This is a genomic window from Sphingobacterium sp. UBA1498, from assembly GCF_002325125.1.
Classification (GTDB): domain Bacteria; phylum Bacteroidota; class Bacteroidia; order Sphingobacteriales; family Sphingobacteriaceae; genus Sphingobacterium.
The window spans coordinates 71,939-89,965 of sequence record NZ_DCRG01000019.1; the positions used below are offsets into that span (position 1 = coordinate 71,939).

At 40.6% G+C, this 18,027-nt stretch carries 9 protein-coding genes; all 9 read right to left on the bottom strand.

All coding sequences use genetic code 11. The annotated features are described in order from the left end of the window. Nucleotides 1–131: 131 nt before the first annotated feature. Nucleotides 132–1,169, bottom strand: coding sequence for a GntR family transcriptional regulator (locus B3139_RS10820; protein WP_209578255.1), 1,038 nt, complete (start codon nucleotides 1,167–1,169; stop codon nucleotides 132–134). Between the two features lie 210 nt (nucleotides 1,170–1,379). Continuing rightward, on the bottom strand, nucleotides 1,380–3,008 hold the full coding sequence (locus B3139_RS10825; RefSeq protein ID WP_293882823.1) for a RagB/SusD family nutrient uptake outer membrane protein: 1,629 nt from the start codon (nucleotides 3,006–3,008) through the stop codon (nucleotides 1,380–1,382). A 5-nt stretch (nucleotides 3,009–3,013) separates the two neighbouring features. Continuing rightward, the gene (locus B3139_RS10830; protein ID WP_293882826.1) at nucleotides 3,014–6,130 is read right to left on the bottom strand and encodes a SusC/RagA family TonB-linked outer membrane protein; all 3,117 of its coding nucleotides are present in this window, start codon (nucleotides 6,128–6,130) and stop codon (nucleotides 3,014–3,016) included. 4 nt (nucleotides 6,131–6,134) lie between these two features. Next, the gene (locus tag B3139_RS10835) at nucleotides 6,135–7,700 is read right to left on the bottom strand and encodes a fasciclin domain-containing protein (protein ID WP_293882829.1); all 1,566 of its coding nucleotides are present in this window, start codon (nucleotides 7,698–7,700) and stop codon (nucleotides 6,135–6,137) included. Between the two features lie 30 nt (nucleotides 7,701–7,730). Beyond that, complete coding sequence (locus tag B3139_RS10840) at nucleotides 7,731–9,344, bottom strand: fasciclin domain-containing protein (RefSeq protein ID WP_293882832.1); 1,614 nt, start codon at nucleotides 9,342–9,344, stop codon at nucleotides 7,731–7,733. A gap of 7 nt (nucleotides 9,345–9,351) precedes the next feature. Continuing rightward, a complete protein-coding gene (locus tag B3139_RS10845; protein ID WP_293882834.1) occupies nucleotides 9,352–10,818 on the bottom strand; it encodes a RagB/SusD family nutrient uptake outer membrane protein in 1,467 nt (488 codons plus the stop codon). Between the two features lie 12 nt (nucleotides 10,819–10,830). Next, nucleotides 10,831–14,070, bottom strand: coding sequence for a SusC/RagA family TonB-linked outer membrane protein (locus tag B3139_RS10850; protein ID WP_293882836.1), 3,240 nt, complete (start codon nucleotides 14,068–14,070; stop codon nucleotides 10,831–10,833). A gap of 44 nt (nucleotides 14,071–14,114) precedes the next feature. Continuing rightward, nucleotides 14,115–16,313 (bottom strand): fasciclin domain-containing protein, encoded by a 2,199-nt coding sequence (locus tag B3139_RS10855; protein ID WP_293882838.1) that lies wholly within the window; start codon nucleotides 16,311–16,313, stop codon nucleotides 14,115–14,117. Nucleotides 16,314–16,390: 77 nt separating this feature from the next. Beyond that, nucleotides 16,391–17,842, bottom strand: a complete 1,452-nt coding sequence (locus B3139_RS10860) for a hypothetical protein (RefSeq protein ID WP_293882840.1) — start codon at nucleotides 17,840–17,842, stop codon at nucleotides 16,391–16,393. Nucleotides 17,843–18,027 lie beyond the last annotated feature (185 nt).

An 18,027-nucleotide genomic window follows, 5' to 3' on the forward strand; every position in this document is an offset into this window, starting at 1 on the left:
CCAGTCTTTTTCTTTTATATACAACTACCTCTATTACAAAAAGACAGCTACTATCGGCACACATTTTGGACTGCGCATTCCTTATGTATAATTCCCCCACTATGCGAAGAAATCATTATTATATCCTGGTTCTAAATCGATGATCTAACTTTCAAATAAAATGGAACCTCAACACGGTCTTTGGACTTTTTAATAATCAATTCAGCCGCTAGACGTCCCATCATTTCAAAATCAGTCGATATGGTTGTGATACCATTGAGAATAAATTTCTTCAATGGTGTTTCATTATAGGAGATCACACCAACGTCAGTTCCGATGACCAATTTTTTCTGTATCACTTTGTTCAGCAGTTTTACAAGATCATCTTCGATAATGTTAATGTAACACGTTCCCTTCTCTACCTTCTCTTCATCGATATCAGAAACTAATTCGTGATCAAAAGCATATTGCTGACAAAATTTATAAAACCCTTTGATAATAGCCTTTGGAAAATCACTGTAGTCCGGAAAGACCAGTTTTAAGCTTTTGTATTTACTCAAAACTTCATTAGCTTCCTCCAGAGCGGAGTAAATATCCTGTTCATAGTTCTCATAAACCGCAGGAAAATCGCCAGGTACATCTTCGATAAACTTACCCAATAGCATTAGCTTTTCTGAAGGGATTTTCCGGATAATATCCGGGGCCTTATCCCTGCCTTCTTTAAAGTGTGGAAAAAGAACATAATGGTCATAAGTTTTCGTTAGACTCCCTAAAAGTGTATTTAAATACGATAGATCTGAATTATAAACAAACAAATCCAAATTCGCATAGTCACTTAATTCCTTTGCAAAGGAATCATACACAATTTTTTTATGCGCACTGAGTTTATTCAGAAAGATTGCAATCTTAAGTTTCGATTGTACATCTGTTTTATGCACATAATAGCCCTTACCGGGGTTCGAAGCAATAATCTCATTTTTCTTAAGGTATCGGTATGCTTTTTCAACCGTATCACGTGAGATTTCTAAATAGGCACTTAACTCATTAATGGAAGGCAACATATCATCCCGGACCAATATTTCGTTTTTTACGGCATCAATAATCGTATTCGCCAATTGCAAATACTTTGGAGTAGCAGAGAAATCACTAATTTCTAACGTTTTTAAAAATTGATTTACAGAATTGGTCATTGTTAGATTTTAAGAAATATAAAATTAACGATTTGTTCATAACTTTTTTAAAAAAACTTAAAAACTACGGTTTTCAAAATTCTTTTGCGATGCAGCCTATGAAAAAAAATCTATTGTCTTCGAATCGTATAAACATACCCTTATTTTAACAGTGAATTTTTTAGCAATTGAAATCGTTATATATTGAACCGCTTAAAATGTAAATGAAGTTTAATTTAACGGATATTGAACAAACCAATGATTTCTATCCAGCAAATATTGGCGAATCTGGTTCGTTTGGCCTACGGGGTACTTCTGCGCGACGATATCGGCTAAAATTGTAGGGTCGTTCCAACGATCGGCAATGCGCATCATCGCAAAATAAGCCTTTGCTTCGCCAGCACTTTCCATCAGGGTCTCTTCAACAACTAATTTATCTAATGCCTTCTTATAAGCATCAACTTTTTCTGTCGTTGATAAATCATCTCTGCTAACACCTTCTGGGTGCACCGGTGCGAGATTGACCCGACGTCTAATTCCCCAATTTCTGGCAAGGCTAACATTCATCGCCGCATTGTCAAAAGGATACTTTAAATTGCCTGCGTTTCGTGAAAGATACAACTCTACACCATCATTCAACAATGCCTCCGCCTGATCAAACATGCCCAAGTTATTGAGGGCTTCTATCATAAAAAAGTGTACATCAGCATCTCGGTATATGACAATATGGACATTATTTTTATAGATTTCCGAAGCGCTCTCCCGATCTCTCGAAAATTTGCGGATCACCCATGCTCCGTTCTGTAAAAAGTAGGTGTAATTCTCTCCCCGATATTGATCACCCAAGGTATGCCCATCATATCGAATTTGTTCCTGGTACCGACCCATGGCGGCAGCCGTCGGCTTTAAATAATATAAGGAAGGACTTTGATTCGAGAAAAACTGCATCAAGCGATTTGTCTGGTTTCGTTCAAAATCATAGGGTACAATATTCATCAATACTCTTGTCCGTGTTATTGGATCCCTCGTAAATACCTGAACCCACTCCCCATTATAATCGTCATTACTGACTTTAAACTTATTACTACCATTGTCATAGATAAAGCGAATACCGATATCGACCACTTTTGTATATTGTCTCGTCCACAGATACAGCTCCATTAATAATGGTTCAGGCGATGGACAAATCATATTCCAAGTGAGATCTTGCTGATTAGTAGCCACCCCTGGAAATAAAATATTGCCCCAGTTCGCGACATACTTTCCATCAACACCGTCCACACCTATTTCCATCAATGAGACCAGTTTAGGCAACAGTTCATTTAAAGAAATTACGGGAATGGAAGACAGATTGTCTAAATCGATCTTAGAATCATCGAAATAAGCTACCTTACCGTATAATTTCCCTAGCGTCAGATACGTCCATACTTTAAAACGAATTGTTCCAGATATCAATGCATTATAGTGCTCGTCCTCCAATGCTTTTGGGTTTGCTTTTCGATAAGACCTAATTTTTTCCAAATAAGCATTGGCATTTACAATAAGATCATAATAGGTGCGTGGGTTGGCAAAAGTATTGCCCTTTTTTTCCTTGTAGTTGTACAAATCCCACAAATCTTGGGGTGCATTGGCCGTAGGTTCAAGTAGATCGGTTCGTAAGTCACTTAAAAATACAGTTTGATCGGCCAGAGCCTGCATTTTTGCAGCAACTCCCATATAACCTGAATACAGTTCATTGGTTTCTTGACCATAATCTTTTTCCGTCAAAACATCGTTTGTATTCACTTCAAAATATTTGGAACAACTGGTAAGAACCAAGCACACGACGACTATGCTATAGTGTATATAATAACTTTTCATACTTTCTAGAGTTTAAAATTGACGCCTAATTTAAAGGTCCGTGGTAAAGGGATTTTGCCATAGTCTGCACCGGTATAAGCCATGCTATTGCTGTATGCCGTTACAGGATCCAGTCCCAAATATTTGCTCCATGTAAATAAATTTTCAGCAGCGATATACCATTCCGAATGCGCAAGAATTTTAAGTCGATGATTCCCAAAACGATAAGACAAAGACAAGTTCTCTAAACGTATATAAGAAGCATCTTCAATCCATCGGCTAGAAAAGCGTGCGTTCTCCATGGGATCACCATATTGTACCTGTGGGATATCAGTTTGTTGGCCATCGGTCTGCCAACGGCGCAGTGCCGCAATGGACTGATTATTGTAACCTGCGAGATCCTCGAGACTTCTACGTACAGCATTATAAGTCTTGTTGCCCTTGGTAAAACTCAAGAGACCCTGTAATTGAACCTTCTTATAACGTAAAGTGAAATATGCGCCCCCAAATAATTTCGGCAAACTACTTCCTAGATCGACCTGATCTTCGGCATCTATAATACCATCGTTATTCACGTCCTCAAAGAAAACATCGCCTGGAGCAAACATTCTATTCTTATAATCGTATAAATTCAATTGCTCGGCCTCTCTGGCGCTAGCAATAACGCCATTGGATTGATATCCATAAAAAGAAAAGGGTGCCTTATCCACCTGATGGATGCGAACAACATCATCTTTCTGCTGTAACAGTATTGGATTCACACTCAACAGCTTTTTTACGGTACTGTTTAATGTGGATAAATTACCGCCCAGTGTGAAGGACCAGTCTGTTTTGTCAACGAAAACAAAATTAGCATCCACTTCCAAACCACGATTGTTGATTTGACCCCCATTTAAAAATATCCTGTCGATTCCCGCTATGGGCGACACAGAAAAACTATTTAAAAGATGACTGGCACGGTTGTAATAATATCCCACGTTCATATTTAAACGTTGATTTAGCCCCGAAAAGATTAAATTACCCTGCATATTTTGGTTATCTTCCCATCTAATTTCATTGCTAGGAATGTTACCCACTACAATTCCAGCAAGTTGTCGATATAATTGGCTACTGTAGTACGATTGTCCAATCTTTGATGAAAAGCGGCTGTTACCGGTTTTTGCGTAACCAAATTTTAACACGAGGTTGTTTATCGATTCATTCTCCTTCAGAAAAGACATATTAGAGAGCAGAATTGATAAGTCCGCCGCCGGGAACAGTCCAAACCTTTTGGCATTTTCGCCTGTAACGGAGGTACCGTCAACGCTAAGACTGGCATCTAATTTCAATAAGCTGCGCCAGTTGTAACGGACGAAACCATACATGTTCATCCAATTCCAGTCTTCATCATATCCCCAAAATTTACGTCCTGCGTTACTGACATAATTCAGTGTACGGTAAAAATCGGAACTTGTATTCCTGCCCGCACCGGCATCATACTCCTGACTATTCAGCAGGCCCTGTATACCGATACCAGCATCCAATTGATCGCTGTCCAACTGCTTCGCATAACTTCCATAAAAATTCCATGAAATATTAGCAGACTGCCCAGCGCCCGATCGCGCCGTATTTAAAGCAATTCCATTCTCTAAGGGCAGAATGGTACCGCTAGACAATCCTGGTACAAAGGTTGTCTGCCGGCTATAATTTGTATAGTAACCCAGCAAAGCATTAAATTGAAGATCTTTAGTCGCTCTATAGCGCAAATTAGCTTGCGCAAAAACATCGTAGACATCCGATGTAAAATCGCCGGTTTGTAGAAGAGCTAAGGGATTAGAGACACCAAATTGTCTAACACCATCCAAATCAGTCAATAGGTTGTTGTCTTTATCTTTTGTATAGGGGCTAAGAATCGGCGCTCTATACATTGCGGCCAACATGGGATTGGTGGCTTTTAACATGCCTTGTTCCTGCATTCTTCCCGTGTTATAGGTCAATGCCATAATTGCATTCAAGTCGAATTTCTGTCCTAAAGCAATCGTTGAATTCAAACGCGTGCTGTATCGGGTGTTGTTTGTATTGTCCAATACGCCCTGTTGGTTCAACACGCCAAGCGAGAGATCATATTTTGCAACCGCATCGCCACCTTTGATTCTTAAATGATGATCGGTTACAAAAGCATTTCGATAAATCTGATCTTGCCAATCCGTTTTATTATTGTACAGGTAGTTATAATAATAATTCGGATCATCTTTCAGGAAAGGAAATTGCGCCAGCAGCTCGCCCATATCGTTGTAATTGGTCATCCCAACGGCACCGAGATAGCTCTTGTATTGACTATCATTCAGCACAGGCAGCGTTCTATACTGATGCGCTACTCCAAAATTACCTCGATACTCAATAACCGTTTCCATATCATTGGATGCAGAGGTTTCTAATTTGAGTACTCCATTTGAGCCTAACGAACCGTAACGTGCTGTTTCGGCTCCCTTCAAGAATAGAATACTTTTAATATCATGAAGGTTAAATGGGGCAAAGATACTTCTCGAGTATCCACCAATAATCGGAGAATTATCCATGTCTGGTAAATACGGTACATTATCGACGACAATCAGCGGATTGCTATTTGCTTCAAACGAGCGCACTCCCCTAAAATTCAATGCAGCACCTTCTGAAGGCATTCCACCTTTGTTGGCCGTGCGTAACCCTACAATCTGGCCAGTTAGTACTTTTTCAACGGTGGCTGCGCCCTTAGGATAGTGTTCCGTGGTCAACAACGTCGCATTAGCTGCAGAAAAAGACCCCGAAACTACATTTTCATAATGCTCTCGTCCCTCCGAAATCAACTTTATTTCAATTTGGTTACGCCCCAACACTTCAATACGTGATTCAAAGAATCCGGGACTCCAAATCCGAATAACTGGCGACTCATCTCGTATATTATCGAAAACAAATGTTCCATCCGATTTCGTCTTGGTGGTATGTGTTGAGTTCAAAATACTTACAATAGCCCCCTCTACGGGAGTTTTATCGTACGATTTCACGACCTTTCCCTGAATATTTTGCTGGGCATAACTATGCATGCAGAATAATGAGAATGACAAAGCCATTGACAACTTCCACACATGTTTATTTTTCTTATACATGAGATCTGTAAAATTCATTTGGTTAATAATTATTTACTGTTGGAATCAACGCCCAGTGGTAAGGCTCAATATTTTCTACAGTTCCCTTTCCTAACCCGGCAAATTCAACTTTAATTTTAAAGGACCGGATTTTATCGCCCTCGATCACTACAGGTCCGACCAGTCCTCCCCAACCATTATACTTGGTTCCAGCTACGGTATTTGTCGCGCGATCATAGTTCCACGGCGTCGACGGTTCCACATTTAAAGACTTTGCCACTAACTTATCGTCTACGTAGATATTCACAAATGGATGGTTTTTGGCCAAAAATCCCATATACATATTATATTCTCCTGGTGGAACTTCCACGACTTTATAACCTGTTGAACCATCTGGCTTCCGCTCTAACATAATCGGAGTAAAATTGATTGATGCAGGCTTATTGTCAGCTATATCTCCCCGTATGAGAAGGGTTCGGTAGGTAAGCTCGATCCCCAATGTAGGAAAACTTACCTTATCCCTGTCCTTTGGTTCTATAGCGGTCACATTGGCGAGGCCAAACAGGTTTGCCTTTTCATTTTCCGGTACATATTCATAATAATGAAACAACTGCTTTATCATTTGAATATGGACATTATTGGGAATTTTTAATTTGGTCACGTTAAAGATTCTACCGTTACTCATGCGTTTATATTGCGGATCTACCAGTTGTATACCTGGCTTCCATAAGCGATTAAAGGCGGATGTCAGATCCTTTGTGCCATAGTCAGTTATAATTTCATTATAAAAAATAGCCTCTTTGATCCATGTATAGGCGATTAAGGAGTCTTCTCTCAAAAACTTCTTTCCAAATTGATTATAGAGACGCTGTAAATCATCAAAACAATTTTTAATAACCTGATTAGCAGGAAGGAACATCGTAACATTTGCAAACTCAGAGCGGATGTTCGCCTTTTCAAATATTGGATTTGTAATGGTAAATACGGAGTCGTATAACGTGTTCCCAGTTGGATCTACCCCTATGGGAACACTATTTGACAAATCAAAAATCGTATCATTCATGGCGAGAACGCTATCTCGAATGATCGAATAGTCATTCCCCAGACCACGGAGATAATCATAAATGCTAACGTCCGGCTTCAGCAACAGATCAATTTCATGCACCACCCCGTTTTTACAAAATTGATTGGCCTTAATCAGTTTGGCGTCACCAACATATGCCTGATTATCCTTACGTGAAACCATCAGATACTTCCCATTTAAAGTAATTAATTTTAAACCATCTTTAAGTTTTCCACTGTCATATTTGAGGTTATTAATATGATACTTTAAGATCGAGATTTTATCTTCTGTGGATGATTCAAAGGCTGCCATCTGATCATTAGGTACCGCCCATATGGTTAATTCTTGATCGCGGGTCAGCTCCTCAGCAATCCCATATTCTTCCAGTTTTGAGACAAATAGGCTGTATTGTGGTTGAGTTTTAAGATAAGCTAACAAATCTAATTGCGATATGGATCCTTGTTCCTCGTAGTGCTCATTCCAATTCTTTTTACATCCTGTTACTGCAACAAGCATGAACAGGAGAATTCCTACAACGTTTTTCATGTGTGTATAATTAGATCTCATTTATTTGGGTCAATTAATCGGGTCGAACTGGATGTAATCTAACGTCAGCAACTTACCATCCAGTGATAGTATGCGGAGGGTATGGTCTGTTGTTTCCCTAAATTCCACGGTTCCTAAATCCTGCGTCATCATTTTGTCGGAGCTGGTATTGGACATCACCAACCGGGGATACAGCATTTCATTATCCAATACAAAGGCACAAATTCCTGTATTTGAAGTATATTTAGTACTAGGCCACGTCAATTTGACTTTGTATTTTCCCTTTACAATAGTGGGGCTTCGCATCTGAATCCATCCCGATTCGCCCAATTCTACACGTAAATGATCGTAATTCAGCGGACCCGTATACCAAATACCGTCCGCACTCCTGTTGTTACGATAAATCAATACATTTGACTTGGTCTCTGGTTGCGCCCGCCATGTAATACTCGTCAGCTCGTTGGCCACAAAGATTTTATTGTATTGCGCTCCAAGGCTCGGGTTTCTGTATTGGGTAACATTGGCGGCAATATCTGGGTAGTCTGTAAACTCCCAAATAACCTTGACCTGCTCTGGAACGAAAATTGGCATCCAATGGCTAATATCGTGCAATACACCATTTTTGCAGGGGATATTGATTTCATTAAAATGAATAGCACTGCCGACACGTTCATCGGTATTAATAACCAAACCTTCTCCTCCTTCGCTAATTTTTATCAATTCGTATTGGGCCATGGTTTCCAAATTCATTTTTGTCGCGCCAGCGGGGAATTTACCTAAATCGGCAAAAGAGCGCTGCTGCGCCAATAGGTGGTAAGCCATGTAACGGTTAGCAAGATTGCTTGTCGATTTCAGGTCTGATCCTGATGCGCCCAGTTTATTAAATAGCTCTGCTAGCGTATGAATGCCTTCTTTCAGGTAAACAGCATCACTTACCGCAAATGCCGTATATTTGAATCGCTGTTGGATTGGATTTCCATCCGGGTCTGTGCCTACTGTGTAGACGGTATTTAATCGCTCGTCGTATCCGGTTGCCACGGCCAGATCATGAAATATGCTATATTTTTGATCCTTCAATCGATCCAATATAGTCGCTGTAAGAGGTTCCAAAACATCGTCTACGCTATGGATAATTCCATTAGTTACCTTAATATCGAAAGCATTAAATCGCGATAGCCCATTCAAATAGATCTGATCCAATCCACCATCTTTGAACTCCACAAAAAGATTATCATCGGTAGCATTTAAATCTGAGATTGCCCCACTTTGAAACTGACCGAGGTCAATTGAAACATTTGGAACAAGATGATAACGCACCAAATAGTTAGCATCGTCTTTTGTCATCTGATCAACCGAAGTCAGATTCACTTTTTTGAGATATCGTTCGACACCATCGTTGACTGGAGCAAAGAGCGTGTATATGGTATTAATATTCAATGTATTGTACAAATCTGCTTTCTCGAGGATTTTGACCCATAGATCATATTTTTCGGGCTGATTTTTAAGGTATGAAGCCATGGGTAAATCTTCATACGCTGAATAGGTATTATTTTCGAAATCATCTTTACAGGAGGAGAGTAGGATTGAAAATAATCCAATAAAAAGCAGCACAAGGTTAGAAAGAGGAATAAGATTCTTTTTCATTTTTGCATTAATTTAGGTTTTCATAATACGGGTTCTGCACAAGCAATTTATTATACTTCAATTCATCGGCATGTATTGGCAAATAGTGCGCATTCTCATTGAGCAATAGGGATCTAATCACAGGTGTTGAGGCTCCTGATACGCCGAGTAATACTTGTTCGATCAAATATTCTTTATATTTATATTGATCTCGTTGCGCCACACGTAGTAGATCAAACCAACGTTTTCCTTCTCCCACAAACTCCCGTGCACGCTCATCCATTAATGCTTTCAATATATCCAATTCGGTACTCCCTGCTTCGAGCGGGCGGGAAATTGCGGCCCTTGACCGAATCGTAGTGATCAATTCTACCGCTTGTGGGTAGTAACTTTCTCCTTTCATAATCAATGCTTCGGCCTTCATCAGGTAAATATCCGCCACCCGATAAATGATCCAATTTTGATCACTATAGGGTCTAGGAATCGTTGTATTTCCTTCTGCCCCTAAATATTTCCAAAGCTTGTAGGCAACCGTTTCGTAGGATGCCCCTGCGCCGCGGATATCTTCGGCATTTTCTGTAAATAGCGACACACAATAGTTGGATATGATCCAATTATAGTTGGAGCCATATATTTCCATCAATTTATTTGTTTGATTCTTGGTATAATCAAATTGGATTTCAAAAATCCCCTCGTTGGAATTTCCGGGATTAAAAATACTGAACCAATTATTCTTATTATTGACTGTTCCCTGCAAGAGCCCGTACTTTCCTGACTGCAATATGGCATTACAGGCGATTATCGCCTCATCATATTTTCCCAGCCAGAGGTAGACATCGGCCAGCAGCGCTTGTATAGCCCATTTTGTGGAACGCCCTTTGGTTTCCCAAACCGTTGGCCAGATCTCCTTACCGTTGTTTGACGCAACCGTCAGATCCTGCACAATCTGATCAAAGAGCTGAGCTTTGGACGATTTTGACAATTCGTATGCTTGCTGATCGTCCATATAGGGTTCTAGGATCAATGGTGCCTCGCCAAAACTCCTAACGATGTAGAAATAACTGAGTGCTCGCAAAAAATAAGCCTCCGATAAAAAAGATGCCATAGTCGCTTGATTAAACGCTGGATCTTTTTCAACAACAGCAGGAGCATACTTTATCACCATATTAGCATAATTGATAATCTGATAAAATTCACCCCATTTTGCATAATTGTTTGTCGGCAAAAGCGAGAAGCTTTTTAACCTTAAAAGATCGACATCAACATACCCGCCTAAGCTCAGTGTATTTCCCCGGCCTTCGCCCCATACTAACATTGTTTTAACAGCACCTTGTAATTTTACGTAGGCCGCACCTAATACAGCTTCCACTTCAGCTTTATTGGTCCAGTAAGCATCACTGACCTGTTCATTCTGTGGTTTGAGATCAAGCCATTTCTGACAAGATGCCGCTGGCAACAATAGACACAGCATCATTAATTTATAGCATATTTTCATCACTTCCTTTTTTTAAAAGTTTACATTTACCCCCAAGGCAAAGCGTCTTGGACGTGGCGTACTTGCATTATCCTGGCTCAGCATATAAATATTACTTGAGAGGGAGACTTCTGGATCTTGACCAGAATAATCAGTCCACGTAAAGACATCCTGAACCGTCGTAAATATTTCACAGCGGGTCAATCCCCATCTTTCGATTACTTTTTTAGGAAGTGCATATTTGAGAGAGATCATTTTTAACCTAACAAAAGATGCATCCTCCACAAAGCGGTCTGACCCTAAGTAATTGTAACCTTCACCATATAGCGCCCGTGGTATATCTGTAACATCTCCCTCTTGGCGCCACCTTCCAAGTACAGCGGTACTTTGGTTCGCTGTACCATACATATTCTCCGTATTGATCCGTACCTGATTGACTACTTTTTGACCAAATCTACCGTGCAAAAAAGTACTTAGCGCAAAAGCTTTGTAACGCAGGTTTATCCCGCCCCCCGTTGTAAATAAGGGCATTGCATTTCCTAAATAAACAATGTCATATTGATTAATCACACCATTCCCGTCGATATCCTGATATTTGGCATCGCCGGCAAATACCCGCCTGTTGCCATTTATCATATAGACAGGTTGCCCCTGTAGGTCGTACATTACTTTTCCGTCCAGGTCTTTGGCATAGGTGTCTTGTTCGTTCTGATATACACCGAGATAATGGTAGCCGTAAAATGAGCCTACTGGATTGCCTTCGATAATTTTATGCGCATATTTGCCATTACCGAAGTTGTAGTTCTCAAATTGCATGTTATCGGGTAGTACAATAACTTCATTTCTATTACGTGACACATTCAGATTAACAGAGAGACCAAAATCCTTGGAGCGGATTGCCTCAGCATTGAAAATCAATTCCCAGCCTTTATTGGCTAATTTGCCAGAATTGTAGTACCGCATTTTACCAAAACCAGTGGATGAAGGTAATGTCACGTCCTTTTGTAGGAGGTCTGTGGTAACCCGATTATATAGCTCACCCGTAAATTGAAGTCTATTTTTAAAGAAAGAGAGATCGACACCAAAATCAGTTTGGGTTATCGTCTCCCATTTAAGATTATCCAATTGAATGGATACTGGTCCCACAGCAGGCATATCAATATAACCTGGCGTGAGCGGCTGAAACGTGCCCAAATAGGTGAAAGCGCCCGAAGGGGCATTTCCACTTTTCCCCCAGCTAAAGCGAAGTTTCGCCGTACTGATAAGGTCTAATTTTTTAATAAATTCTTCGTCCCCGAGATGCCAGGCAGCGCCAATTGAAGGAAACCCTTTCCAGCGATGTTGTGCCGAGAGACTGGAGTTGGCCTCCCAACGGTATGTACCACTGACGATATAACGATCCTTATATGCGTAATGCAAACTGGAAATCGCACCGATATTCCGTGTTTTAGAATTTCCCGACCCCATATTCACGACGGCGCCGCCGCCGGTTGGATCACTTAAAGATGATGATGCGTTGCCTGATGTCTCACTGGCATAGCTAAACTTTCGTGCTTCATTTGTCTGCAATAAGCCCGTAGCAACAATGCTATGCTCTTTTATCTTTTTATTGAATATAAATTTATTCTCGGTGTTTAGGTATAACTCATCTGACAGCATATCCGATCCCCTATTGAAGAACGGATCGGTCCAGATAACTCCGGTAACAGCCTGCGGCAAATATTTTCGATTTTTCGTTGACCTGGTATCAAATCCAACTGTACCAATATATTGAAGCGCTGGAATAATAGTATAGATCCCTCGAAAGACGACCCTTGCTTGCTCGCCGACAGTATTATTGATTGATTCATTCACCATCGCTACTGGATTGAACATTTGGTTCTCCCCAAATGAACCCTGAAAGTTAATCCGTGGTGTAAAATATTGATCTGTATATTGGCCATCCTCCCCGATGACATAAGGACTCATATTGGGCATTTTGGTCATGGCCATACCTCTTGGTGTACTGATATCCTCACCCGTCCAAAAATTCTTCCGATCACTAATGGAATAGGACATATCGGCATTAACATTAAACTTGTTAGAGAATTTATAATTGAGACTCAACAGTGAATTATAGCGATTCAGTTTGGTTCCTTTTGTCGTTCCAACATCATTTAAAAACCCTAGTGACAGCCTGTAGGTGGCTTTATCTCCTCCGCCACTAATCGAAAGAGAATTATCTTCGAAATGTCCCACTTGGGTCACTTGTTCAAGCCAGTTGGTATTTTGATTATACTCATTAAAATAGACCCATGATGGATCATATTTAATTTCGTTCGTATTATAGAGTAAATTGAGGTATGGTAACGCGGAAGTATAGCCCAGATCATTCACTGAATTCCAAATGGCATCCTGTACCAGTGCGACATATTGTCCTCCATTTAACATGGGGATTGTTTCTGCTTCGCGCTTAACATCCAATTTGCTGGACAATGCAAATTGGGTTTTACCCTTACGTCCTTTTTTCGTGGTAAAGAGTAAAACGCCGTTTGCGCCTTTAGAGCCCCAAATCGCTGTAGCCGCGGCGTCTTTTAACACTTCAATGGATTCAATATCGTTAGGAGATATATTCACTAGGCCACCAAAATCTTCGTCGTTAGCGGTGGAAAAATTAAAGTCGCTACCTATGGAGGTAGGATAAGGAACACCATCAACAACGATTAAGGGTTCTGAATTACCATTCAACGAGGATGTCCCTCTAATCCGGATAGAGCTTCTTGCACCGGGGTCTGCGCTAGACACGATATCCACATTCGCCAGCCGACCTTGTAGCCCACTTTCAATAGAAGCAAAAGGCAGTGCTTCCAACTCTTTCATGTCAAAGCGTTCTGTTGCCGAAACCTGATTGCGGTAGTTAATTCCCATGCTATTCTTTGTATTGGACTTCTCTCCTATAACGACAACCTCGTCAATCATACGATCGTCTTTAACGAGCTTGATGATTACAGTGCTCTGCCCGTTAAATGGAATTTTTGTGGTCTTATAACCTATACAGGCAGCGACAATAGTTAGGCCTTCACCGGCGGGAACTCCAATGGTGAATTGACCTAAATTGTCTGTTGAAGCGCCCATCAAACTCCGATTATCTTTGTTTTCGATATAGACGGAAGCCGCTGCCAAAGGCGCGTTTGGTCCGCTTTGGACAGTACCGGTCAAGACTTTTGCACGCTGCCCATAAGCAGGCAGTACAAAAGCAATCCAGGTAATGATTAAAAATATATTTAGCTTCATGAATTTTAGTTTATGGTAATGAATCAACGCGAATGAAACCATGCCTATGGCTTTAAAAGTTTGTTGATATGATAGACAGCTCCATCATTAAATACTTGTGGCAGATAGTCTACGATTGAAATGTGCGTCCCATCTGAATCTTCCAAACTCAGTCCCGTCCCGTAATCCATTAGGGTAATTTGCCGATAAAGGTTATACCCTGTTCTTCGTGTGGTATTCCAGGTTCCCTGAACACCGAAACCGGGGAAAGGATAATCGCCAATAGAATTGTCGGATACGGAAACAAAATAAGATTTAAGATATTCTGCCAAGGCTGTCTTCTCTGTTGGAATCAGGCCAGCAGCTAGGCCCGACAAAACTGTGGCATTATCCGGGGCGAACAGCATAAAACGATTGCCAAAAAGAAAGGACAGCGAGCTGCCTGCATCTATCATCCCTGCTTTAGCCAATAACTTCGAAAATTCGGCATATTTATTTAGCGGATTGCTACTTGTTTCAGCACCAATCAGTGTAAACTTAATAGTCCGCGTTTCACCCAGTACCGTTTGCGCTACTTCATAACTTTTCCCATTATACCAATTGCCTGCAAGTGGCAACACAGACACAGGCTCGTTGCTATTGTATGTCGCTGTTGAATATAAGTTGCCATTTTTCGTGAAGATATAGTTGTATGGATTCCGGGTGCGGTAAACTTTGGCAGCAGATAAACTTGTGATATCATCATATACAATATGGTCCGAAACAAAAAGTTCCTGTTGCCGTTGCGACATTGCCACCTTAACACCGTCGTTATTTTGAATTTGGACTTCTTCGTCTCCAAATACAAAGGGGTTACCTTCATTCCAGAAGATATAACTATCGCCATAAAGCGTACTTAGTATTTCTTCATCGGAAGGAATCAACAGTGTGTAACGTATATCTTTGCTCGTGAGTGTTTTGAACATACCCGAGTTATGGAGCATGTACATGAAAATTTTGTATTTTGGATTGACTAACACGGGGCCAGTCACACTATTAAAAGCTTCCGGAATTAACACTTTATTTAACCCATAGAATGTTCCATTAGAGGCAATCGCTTTATCTCCTACATCCGACTGAGTATTGAAAACAATAGGAATTCCATCGACTGTTTTGATATCGGGATTCTTACCGATCTCAGCAGGAAAGACTATATTTCCAGCGTATACGTGGTTACGTAGCATCATTGCCAAAGGCAACATATCTACCTCCTTCATCGACGGATAATATGATTTAAAATATTGATTAAAGAAAGTCGACAATGCTTGGTTATTGGGCGCAAATACATTAAACGCTTTATAGGAAAGATCGCCAAGATTGGCATAGTCTGGAGTACCTGACTCACCATTATATGACCATTCCGAAGCAATCGCAGGTAAAGCACCATGGTGAACTAAAAATAAGGACTCTCCTGCAGCTGCATAATTCATACTCGCCTGTTCGTCATACGTGTACGTTCGAAAACGGTCGTAAACAGCCAAGAAATCCTTGTAGGCTGTACTATGATCCAATCGTTCATAAACAGTAGGTAAGGGCGCAATTACCTGATCGATCACATACACATAACCATTATCTGCAGGAATATCATATTCCGTAATTCCTGCATTCGAGACATTAAAACCAGTTGTTCCTGACCAGCTATCTGCTCCAAAAAAATATTCATAATTCTGCTTTGCATCAATTCCTTTAGTTTGAAAATGGGTCGCAGAAAGAACTGGAACAAACCTGTCTTTATGATATACTTTTTTGACAATTCCATCGGTTACATCCATTTCTTCACTGATGGAATCTTGACTTCTGCTGCGGTGTTTGTAATACAGTCCTGCAAAAGCTGGTTGCAGATTTTGACTCCCCTGCGGTTGATAATTCATCAGTCTATTTTTATCGTACGAATAATAGATCAGATGGTAACCAATCATTTTTTTTAGTTCGTGGATTGGGATTTGATCTATCGAGGACAGGTTTCTATCCTTCAGATAGCTTAAAAACACAGGGTCGCTGGGCGCAAAGACAGATACAATTGTTTTGCCATTCAATATTTCTTTAAAACCAGCACGTTCAACCGCTTTTAAAAAAATGGTAAATTCTTTGCGATTGTCCAAAACCTCCCACACATTGCCTTTCAGCCAATCTGGTCTCTCATAGTGCGATACAAGTTCCTTTTTGGAGCAGGAATATGTACAGGCTAAAAAGACACTAATAACATAGATGAATAGTCTTTTCATAAAAATTAAATGTGCCAATTTGTTAATACTGGCATTGGTTTATAATTGGAGTTTGATGATCGGGAACTAAACTATATTTATTTCTGAGCAAGCAGGATCAAATAGGCTTCGAGATTGAGATAACCTTTGAACAACTGCTGAGTACTTAATTGCAGTGCATCCGCACGATTGTTTTTGTCCAGCTTTAACTTTTCCTCCCATTCATCCGGTATTCCATCTCCATCCGAATCCAACGGGATATCTGCGCTCTCATAATAACCTAAACCGCCATTTTCCAGGGGAAGGTCAGATTCCCGATAGGTATAAAATCCCAAAGTTCCTTTACTTTGTAGCTCAGTGACTAAAAAAGCATCTACTTGGTCTCTTTGGGGCAATATGGCACCGACGTTATTGATCAGGTAGGTATAGGCATCTTTGGCACTTAATTTTGGTCTCACAGAGGGATAGGCCGTGTAAACGTCGATGGTTTTAAAATTCTCTGCGGCAATGCCCGGGTACCAGATTTCATTCGCTTCAATGCGTTGCCCGTCCAATATGCCATTTTGATTGTTATCAAAGTAATTACCCGACTGATAGAGGTTAAAGTTGCCGTTTCCTCGCGAGAAGGGAGTTGTTTTGGTCTTGGGTGTTGACGGCCCACCAACAAAATAATTGTTCAATATGGTCACATTAGACTCCCCGGAGGATTCTCCTCCTAGAATATAGGCATCGGCAGATATTGCATGATCCGGATAGGTTGTATTTGCATTCCCAAAGTTATAGACAACATTGTTCACAAATTCGTTGACTCCTTTGACTTTTGGATTTCTAGTTTTGTTACTATGATAAAGGGATCTGATAATCGATATTTTTCCACTAGTCTGTATCAATCCGCCAGCGGAATGATTATGGCGCTGCAGGCCTTGACCAATAATCGAATTTTGAATGGTGATACTATCCGGTTCATTTCCTTTATTATCCCAATTAATAGAAAATACCTCATCTAAGCCCCAAGAGAAAGACATATGATCGAGCATGATATTTTTTCCATTTGCAATACCAGAAGCATCATCATTTTTTCCTGCCCCTGCATTGGCTCCAAGCCTAATGCGAAGAAAACGTGCTATCGTTTCATTTGATCCTGTAAAAGAGACCTTTCTTCCATAGAGTACAATGCCCTGTCCTGGAGCGGTGTGACCTGCAATTGTCGTATGTGCTGCAATGGATACATTCGATTTGAGGTAAACAATCCCAGCAACCTTGAATAAAACGAAACGTCCTGGTTTGCTGACTGCATCCCGAAAAGAGCCTGGTCCGCTGTCATTCAGATTCGTCACAAAGTAGACGCTTGGCGTGATTGCTGCTCTTGCGCCTTTCGCAAAACGGCCGAAGCCCTCTGCTCCAGGGAAAGCTACTAATGCAGAACCGTCTGCTGTGGCATTGTGCGCTATCCATTCAATCCAGTCCAGCTTTGAAATAAGCCCCTCTTTAGCGCAAGAAATAAATATCATAGCCAAAGCGCCAAAAGAAAATAGACACCTTCTTTTCATAATAATGAATTTTCAAGCCAACTCGCGTTAGCTTTTGGGTTTATAATTGTATCATATTGGTTGATTCAATATTACACAATGCAACCGGTTTCATCATCCTGCACTGTACTGCTATATGTCCAAACGACACATTGATACTCAGAGGCTATCGGTGCTTTTCAAAGGGGACACTATCCTTTGGCCAT